This is a genomic window from Streptomyces sp. NPDC051684 (genome assembly GCF_044453445.1).
Taxonomy (GTDB): domain Bacteria; phylum Actinomycetota; class Actinomycetes; order Streptomycetales; family Streptomycetaceae; genus Streptomyces.
Genome location: NZ_JBITCS010000031.1, coordinates 96653 through 104458, shown reverse-complemented (window position 1 = coordinate 104458; position 7806 = coordinate 96653). Strand labels below are relative to the sequence as shown.

At 70.6% G+C, this 7806-nt stretch carries 7 protein-coding genes and 1 riboswitch; of the genes, 3 read left to right on the top strand and 4 right to left on the bottom strand.

Translation table 11 applies throughout. The features are described from left to right. On the bottom strand, positions 1–308 hold a 308-nt coding region (locus ACIA8D_RS31180), incomplete at its 3' end, for a helix-turn-helix domain-containing protein (RefSeq protein WP_399237482.1). 109 nt (positions 309–417) lie between these two features. Next, complete coding sequence (locus ACIA8D_RS31175; RefSeq protein WP_399237467.1) at positions 418–2031, bottom strand: APC family permease; 1614 nt, start codon at positions 2029–2031, stop codon at positions 418–420. A gap of 214 nt (positions 2032–2245) precedes the next feature. Between ACIA8D_RS31175 and ACIA8D_RS31170 the strand changes: the two genes are divergently transcribed. Next, the gene (locus ACIA8D_RS31170; RefSeq protein WP_399237466.1) at positions 2246–2884 is read left to right on the top strand and encodes a TetR/AcrR family transcriptional regulator; all 639 of its coding nucleotides are present in this window, start codon (positions 2246–2248) and stop codon (positions 2882–2884) included. A 42-nt stretch (positions 2885–2926) separates the two neighbouring features. Here ACIA8D_RS31170 and ACIA8D_RS31165 read toward each other — a convergent pair whose 3' ends face one another. Continuing rightward, complete coding sequence (locus tag ACIA8D_RS31165; RefSeq protein WP_399237481.1) at positions 2927–3709, bottom strand: SGNH/GDSL hydrolase family protein; 783 nt, start codon at positions 3707–3709, stop codon at positions 2927–2929. A 410-nt stretch (positions 3710–4119) separates the two neighbouring features. Here ACIA8D_RS31165 and ACIA8D_RS31160 point away from each other — a divergent pair, with 410 nt between their 5' ends. Then, positions 4120–5475: an MFS transporter gene (locus tag ACIA8D_RS31160; protein WP_399237479.1), complete on the top strand. Its 1356-nt coding sequence runs from the start codon at positions 4120–4122 to the stop codon at positions 5473–5475. Positions 5476–5658: 183 nt separating this feature from the next. Here ACIA8D_RS31160 and ACIA8D_RS31155 read toward each other — a convergent pair whose 3' ends face one another. After that, a complete protein-coding gene (locus ACIA8D_RS31155) occupies positions 5659–6435 on the bottom strand; it encodes a M23 family metallopeptidase (RefSeq protein ID WP_399237465.1) in 777 nt (258 codons plus the stop codon). Positions 6436–6438: 3 nt separating this feature from the next. Then, positions 6439–6610, bottom strand: a riboswitch (cyclic di-AMP (ydaO/yuaA leader). Positions 6611–6993: 383 nt separating this feature from the next. On the opposite strand from ACIA8D_RS31155, the gene ACIA8D_RS31150 reads away from it, so the two are divergent. After that, positions 6994–7791: a tyrosine-protein phosphatase gene (locus ACIA8D_RS31150; RefSeq protein WP_399237464.1), complete on the top strand. Its 798-nt coding sequence runs from the start codon at positions 6994–6996 to the stop codon at positions 7789–7791. Positions 7792–7806: the final 15 nt, after the last annotated feature.

Genomic DNA, 7806 nt, shown 5'->3' with positions numbered 1-7806 from the left:
TGATGCGCCTCCATGACGCGTTCCAGCGCTTTCCGGACGGCGCACAGGTGCGGGTCCGCGAAACCGGTCTCCGTGTAGGCGGGCGCGTATCCCGCGGCCAGTAGGAGCGCGTTCCGCTCGCGCAGGGGCACCTTCAGGGCCTCGGCGAGGCGTACGACCATGGCGCGGCCCGGAACGGAACGGCCGCTCTCGATGAAGCTGACATGGCGTTGTGTGGTGCCCGCGCGTGCGGCGAGTTCCAGCTGGCTGATCCTGCGCCGGGTCCGCCAGCCGCGCAGCGCCTCACCCAGCTCCCCGCCCCGCACCATCCGCGTCGTCACCGGCCCGTGTCTACCCCAGGGCAGTCGGTGTCCGTGGCGACCGGCGAAGCGGTGGGCGGCGGATTGGAGTTCGTGACCGTCGACGAGGAGGGCCTGATCAGCCGCGACTATCGGTTCCCGGCGCTGTGACGGCCGCGGCGGCGTCCGCCGTGCCGCCCGCGCGGCCACGCCGCCGCGCTCCCGCCCCGCACGCGTAGAACACCAACCCGATCACGACGAACAGCAGCAGCGGCAGCACCTGGCTGAGCGTGTACGGCAGGCGCTGTCCGGCGAACGACTCGGGCAGCGAGTCCGCCGGGTCGCCCGCCGTGCCGAACCAGCCGACCCCGAAGCCGGGCCAGACGAGCACGATCACGGTGAAGGCCACGAAGCCGGTGGCGAGCGCGGTCACGATCCAGGCGCCCACCCGGCCGCCCGGCACGGCGTACGGCCGCTCCTGGTCGGGGTACTTGCGGCGCAGCACCGCGAGGCTCGGGAAGGTGATGACGTAGGAGATGAACGTCGTGCTGATGGTCAGGCCGAGGCCCGCGGCGAAATACTTCTCACCGTCTCCCCCGGTGAGGTTGAGGGCGACGACGAACAGGATCGAACCGAGCACGGCGGACAGGATGTTGACCCGTACCGGGGTGCCGTGCTTCTCGGAGATGCGGCCCAGCCAGGCGGGGCCGGCGCCGTCCGCGCACGCGACGGCCTGTGCGCGGTGGGCGCCCATCGCCCAGGTGACGCCGGAGGTGAGCAGACCGATGATGAGGCCCGCCGCGGCGACGCCGCCGAACACCGAGCCCATACCGGTCAGCGTCACCGTGCCGTCGGCCGCGATGGAGCCGCCGTAGACGGTGAAGACGGCCTTGCAGGCGTCGATGAAGCCGCCCAGGCTGCCGATCTCCTGGCTGGGCAGGACGAACAGGATGCCGAGGATGGGGCCTCCGTAGAGGAGCACGGCGGCGAGCCCGGAGCGCAGGATCGACAGGGGGATGTCGCGGCGCGGGTTCTTCATCTCCTCGGCGGCGGAGCTGGGCAGTTCGAAGCCCACGTAGTTGAAGATGAGCACCGGGACGAGCGCCACGAAGCCCGCATACGTAGGCGTGAATTCGCCCGCAGGCAGGGCGTGCACGCCGTGTTCGCCGGCGTAGACGACGACGGAGACGAGGAAGAAGCCGAGCAGCACGACGCGCGCCACGGCGCCCGCGATGGGCACCCATTTGCCGATGCGCACGGACTGCACCACGGCGAGCGCGCCGCCCCAGATGAACACGAACCCGGCGACGTACTTCCACAGGCCCGGCAGCGGCGTGAAGAACTCCTCCCAGGTGGTCAACGCGATGATGCACAGGCTGCCGCCGACCCAGACCGGATTGGATATCCAGTACAGGAGCTGGTTGACGCCCGCGACGAGCCGGCCGAAGGCCAGGCGCGTCCATACGTACGGGCCGCCCTGCACGGGGAAGGCCGAGCCGAGTTCTGCGACGAGGAGGCCGTAGGGCAGGAAGAAGACGACGGCCAGAATGACCATCCAGGTCAGGCCCTGCGGGCCCTGGGCCGCGACGGAACCGATGGTGTCCAGGCCCACGAGCGTGCAGATGAGGAAGAACAGCACGTCCAGCCGGCGCAGATCCTTGCGCAGCCGTGAGCGCTGCTCGCCCCAGCCTTCGGAGAGGTCGGGCTCGTCCCCGGCGGGCGGGGTCGGCGAGAGGGATGGCGCTTGGGTCACGATTGCTCCTGGCGAGAACAGAACGAGGACAGCACGGTCGGCACGGACGGCTCCTGACGTCCTGCCGGGGCCGCGCCTACCCCCGTCCAACCGACTTATTGACTGAACGGACAGTCAGTAGCGGAACGTGACGCGACTGTGACCTGTACGACGTCGGGGCGTCAAGAGTCCTGCACGCAACAAGTCCGCACACAAAAACAACTAGGCTTGCGGCGTGACCAGAGTCCGGTTGAGCGTGGCTGAGCGGCGCGAAGAGCTGCTGACGGCCGCCATCGAGCAGATCGAGGCGCGCGGGGTCGCCGCCGTGCGCATCGCCGATGTGGCATCGGCGCTCGGCGTGAGCAACGCGCTGGTGCTGTACCACTTCTCGACGAAGGAGAAGCTCGTCGCGGCCGCGTTCGCGCACGCCGCCGAGAGCGACCTGGCGCATCTGCGCAAACTGCTCGGCCGCCGCACGACGGCCCTGAAACGGCTGCGCGCCGCGGTGCGCTGGTACGCGCCGACGGGGCAGGCCAAGGGGTGGCGGCTGTGGATCGAGGGCTGGGCGGCGGCGCTGCGCGAGCCGGCGCTGCGGGAGGTCACGCGGGACCTCGACCAGCAGTGGAAGGCGGCGCTCGCGGAAGTGGTCGCCGAGGGCGTGGCGGCGGACGAGTTCGCCTGCCCCGATCCGATGGGGACGGCGCTGCGGATCACGGCACTGTTGGACGGGCTCGCCGTGCAGATGACGACCTACGACGACGGGCGCGCCAAGCCGGGCACGGTGTCGCGGGCGCGCATGCAGGAGTGGGTGGACGAGGCACTCGCCCGCGAACTGGGCCTTGAGCGCGCGGAGTTGACGGGCGCGGGGCGCTGACGATAACCCGTCAGCGCCCCCGTACCGCCGAAGGGGCGGGCGTCAGGACGCCGCCTCCAGGTGGGCCTTCACCGCGTGCGGGTCGATGAAGCCCTTGGCCTGCACGCGGTCACCGGAGGACTCGCCGCGCAGCCGGCGCCCGATCCACGGCACCAGGAACTCGCGCGCCCAGTGGATGTCGTCGCGCCGCACCTCGAACGTGCCGCGCGGAGGCAGCAGCGGCCACGCCTGCTCGGGGTCGGCCGGCACCTCGATGCCGAGCGCCTGACCGGCGCGCAGCGCCACCCGCGTGTGCCCCTCGGGCGACAGGTGCAGGCGGTCCTCGTCCCATGCCCTGCGGTCCTGGACCGACTTCAGCGACCACAGGTCGAGCACCGGGCAGCCGTAGCGGTCGGCGATCGCCCGCACATGCATGTTGTACGTGGCGATCTTGCCGCGCAGATGCTTGAGCACGGCCACGTCACGGGTGTCGAACCCGGTGGCCACCATGACGGTGCCCGCCGCGTCGGCGAGCTTGGCGACGGCCCTCTCGAAACGCTCGGCCACGTCGTCGGGATCGGTGCCGGGGCGGATGATGTCGTTGCCGCCGGCGACCAGGGTCACGAGGTCGGGAGCGAGCTCGACCGCCTTCGGGACCTGGTCCGCGACGATCTGGTCGATGAGCTTGCCGCGCACGGCCAGGTTCGCGTACTTGAAGGTGTCCTCGGGGACGCGGTCGTCCAGGAGGACGGCGAGCCGGTCGGCCCAGCCCGCGAACTTCCCGTCGGGACCGGGGTCGCCGACGCCCTCGGTGAAACTGTCCCCGATGGCCGCGTAGGAGCGGATCGTGCCGTTGAGTGAGTCCGCGAGTGCTCTCGATTCGTGTGCCACTCACGTATTTTCGCTGGTGAAAAGTGACCTACGCCATCGTAGGTAGGGGTTGACGCGTGGTGAGAAAGCCCACTCGCCGCTTGGGGAATAAGTGGCCGCGCATGCGCCTGTTAACGTTCCTTGCATGTCTGCTGCTTCGTGCGCGGCCGCTTGTGCCGCGGTGACCGGGACGTCCCGCTAGCGGCGGGGCGTTCGACTCACACTCCTCCTGGGCGCCCAGCCGCTTCGTGATCAGACCGGAGCGGCACGTTTGTGCTGCTCGGAGCCTTCTCTGAGCAACGGAGCACCTGATGCTTCCAGGCATCCTTCCTTCTTCACGCGGGCACGGCCCGTCCCCGGCGCGCGCATGGCTGGTGCTGTGCGCGCTGTCCATGCTGCAGTTCTTCATCGCGGTCGACGTGACCGTGGTCAACATCGCCCTGCCCTCGATCGGCGCCGCCTTCGACGTCGACGGGCACACCCTGACCTGGGTCGTGGTCGGCTACACGGTCACCGGCGGCGGGGTGTTGATGCTGGGTGGCCGGCTCGCCGACCTGCTCGGGCGGCGACGCGTGCTGCTGCTCTGCGCCGGCCTGTTCGGTGCCGCGTCGCTGCTGGCCGGGCTGGCGCCCACCTTCGGCTGGCTGGTGGTCGCGCGGCTGCTGCAAGGGGTCGGCGAGGCCGTCGCGCTGCCGGCCGCGATGGCCACCATCGTCCTGATGTTCCCCGAAGGCCCGCGGCGGTCGCGGGCCTTGGGCGTGTGGGCGGCGGTGGCGAGCTGCGGCCTGGTGATCGGATTCGTCCTGTCCGGGATCGTCACCGCCCACTTGGGGTGGCGTTGGATCTTCCTGATCTCGGTCCCGTTCGTCCTGACCGTGCTGCTGGCAACCCTCTTCCTGGTCGAGGGGGACCGGCCCGTGGCGGCCAAGGCGGCTCCGGCGCTGGACCTTGGCGGTGCGCTGCTGCTGACCGCCTGCCCGTTGCTGTTCACCCTCGGAGTCGTCCAGGCCGGTGAACCGGGAACGCCCGCGTGGGCGGTGTTCGGGGCGCTGGCGGGGGCGGTGGCCGCCGGGGTCGGATTCGTGCGCGTCGAGGCGCGCTCGCACAATCCGCTGCTGCCGCTGCGCTTCTTCGCCCATCGCACGCGGGTGGTGGCCAACCTGACCACGATGCTGCTCAGCGGGGCGCTGTCGACCTCGTTCCTGCTGTTCACGTTCTACTTGCAGGAACGACTGGGCATCGGCCCGCTCGGCGCGGGCCTGACCATGCTGCCGCTGGCCGTTTCCCTGATCACCTTCTCGGTGCTCGTGCCGCGCCTGCTGGGCCGCTGGGGCGCACGCGCGTGCGTGCTCGCCGGCCTCGGCTTCACCGCGGCCGCGATGGCCGCCACCGCCCTCGTCGCGGCGCTGCGGGCCAACGGCCCCGCGATGATCCCGGCCATGCTCCTGATCGCGGCCGGGATGGGAGTCGGCCTCGTAGGGCTGCAATACCTCGCCGTCAGCGGCGTCAGCGAGGACGACGCCGGGATCGCCTCGGGCGTCCAACGCGCGGCGGACCAGCTGGGCGGCGCGAGCGGGGTGGCCGTCTGCGTCGGGATCGGGTTCGCTCCGGGCCTGCACTCCCTCGACCCGTTCCTCGTCGCCACCGCACTGGCGGCCACCGGGCTCGCGGTCGGTGCGGTCCTGGCCTGGCGCATGCCCGCGTCGGCTCCCGCAGGAGACGCGCGGGAACAGTCCGGGTGACCGCCGCCGGGCCACCCCGGCCCGGCGGCGCGGGCTGCGGATCAGGACGACCGCACTCCACAACCCGCACCCTCTGAGCGCGCGAACGCGATGCGGCGCCCGGAGAGAACCCCGGGCGCCGCATCGGAACGGGCCGACGAGCCGCTACCGCATCACGCGCTCACCTCACGTGCTCACGTCGCCTCAGGCGCTCACACCGTGCTCACTCAGGTACGCGATCGGGTCGATGTCCGAGCCGTAGTCCGCGGTCGTGCGGATCTCGAAGTGCAGGTGCGGGCCGGTGACGTTGCCGGTCGCGCCGGACTTGGCGATCTCCTGGCCGGCCGTCACGGTGTCGCCCTGGGCGACGCCGATCGAGGACAGGTGGCCGTACTGGGAGAAGTGGCCGTCGGCGTGCTCAATGACGACCTCGTTGCCGTACGCGCCACCCGAGCCGGTCGAGACGACGGTGCCGTCGGCGATCGACTTCACGGAGGTGCCGGTGGACACCGAGTAGTCGGCGCCGGTGTGGCTGCCGCTGGACCACATGGAGCCGGAGTTGCCGTAGCCGTTGCCCTTGGCGCCGTCGACCGGCGCCACGTAGTCGCCGGAGGCGGTCGTCTTGGCGCTCGCCTGCGTGGCGGCGGGCTTGGCGGCGGAGTCGCCCTCGGCCGCGGCGCCGAGGGTGAGCTTGACGCCGATCTTGAGGTGGTCCGCGTTGGAGCCGACCGCGTCCTTGTTGTCCTCGTACAGCTTCTTCCAGCCGCCGTCGACGTCCTGCGCCTTGGCGATCTTCGAGAGCGTGTCACCGGCCTTGACGGTGTACGTCGTGGTGTCGGCGGTGGCGCCGGACGTCGCGGCCTGCGCGCCACTGGCGCCCATCAGCGGCAGCACGATGGCCGCTCCGCCGGCGGAGGCGACGGCGGCGACCCGGGCGATGCGGCGGGAGGTCGAAAGGCGGTGCTTTCCCTTTGCGGGCATGCTGAATTTCCTCTCCGTCGCCTACGAGGTGAGCTGTCGGGTTCGGGCTGGAGATGCCCGGCCGCGCCCGGGGTACGGGCACGGCTTCACCCCAAGCCGCTTCGGGAAATCCCCTACGCGGCGTCTTGCGTGTGGGTCCCCCGCTCCTGCCGTGACGGGTAGTCGAAAGGAATCCGGGCGGCGGCAGGACTAGGCGTTCCGACCGGATTGATTGGTGACCGTAGGCGAACCGCAATGACGGCGACAACTGCCGAATTCACTTGCGGTGGCAATTCCTTGGGTTTCTGAGGCTTCCCTGTGTAACCCTGCGTCGACATTCTCCGCTTTACCAACGCCATACCTTCGGGGATTACTGGGGAGGCATTCCGGGCCGCCCGCCACACAGCGTCACGAACATGAGGCCGGTCACGCACACTCCCACAAGCCCCTTCGATTCATGCACAGTTGACACAGAAGTGGGCAAATCGGACAGATGGTTGCCTGTGGAACCGATGTCGTATCGTCAGGAGCGCGCCCACCGGTGACCCAACGCCGGTGCACCGATTGGGAGGAGCCCCTGTGACGCAGCACGCACCGTCCACCGAGCCCGAGCTGACCGGAGTGCGCAACTTCCGAGACGTGGGCGGCCTGCCCACCGTGGACGGCCGGCGCGTGCGCCAGGGCGTGCTGTTCCGCAGCGGTCACCTCGCCCATGCCACGGCCGAGGACTCGACCTTCCTCTCCTCGCTCGGCCTGCACACGGTCTTCGACTTCCGCAACGCCGCGGACCAGAGGCTGGAGGGCGCCGACGTCGAGCTCCCCGGCGTCCGCAATCTCAACCTGCCGCTCAACGACCCGGCCGACGGCGCCGAATTCTGGACCATGGTCCGCGACGGCGACATCGAGCAGCTGCGCCAGATCCTCTCCGAGGGCCGCGCGGCGAACCGCCTCGTCGACTCCTACCGCACCATGATCAAGGAGCGCACCGCCGAGCACAGCCGCGTGCTGCACTCCCTCGCCGAGGACAGCCTTCCCGCGCTGATGCACTGCGCGGCCGGCAAGGACCGCGCGGGCCTGTCGATCGCGGTGACGCTGCTCGCGGTCGGCGTGGAGCGCGACGCCATCGAGGCGGACTACCTCAAGTCGAACGAGAAGCACCGCCGCTACGACGTGCGCCGCTCCGCCACCGCGAAGGACGCCTACTCCCCCGAGGTCATGGAGCTGCTCAGCCCGCTCTTCGACGCCCGCATCGAGTACCTGAACGCCGGCCTCGAAACCATCGACGAGCAGTGGGGATCCACGGACCGCTACCTCGAAGAGGGCCTCAAGCTCACCGCGGCGACGCGCGAGCGGCTGCGCGAGCGCCTTCTGGACTGACCGCCGGGCGTCCCA

What these genes read in the sequence shown, in the direction of transcription:
- ACIA8D_RS31155 (WP_399237465.1), bottom strand. Translation starts at nt 6,435, where the DNA reads ATGCCCGCAAAGGGAAAGCACCGCCTTTCGACCTCCCGCCGCATCGCC.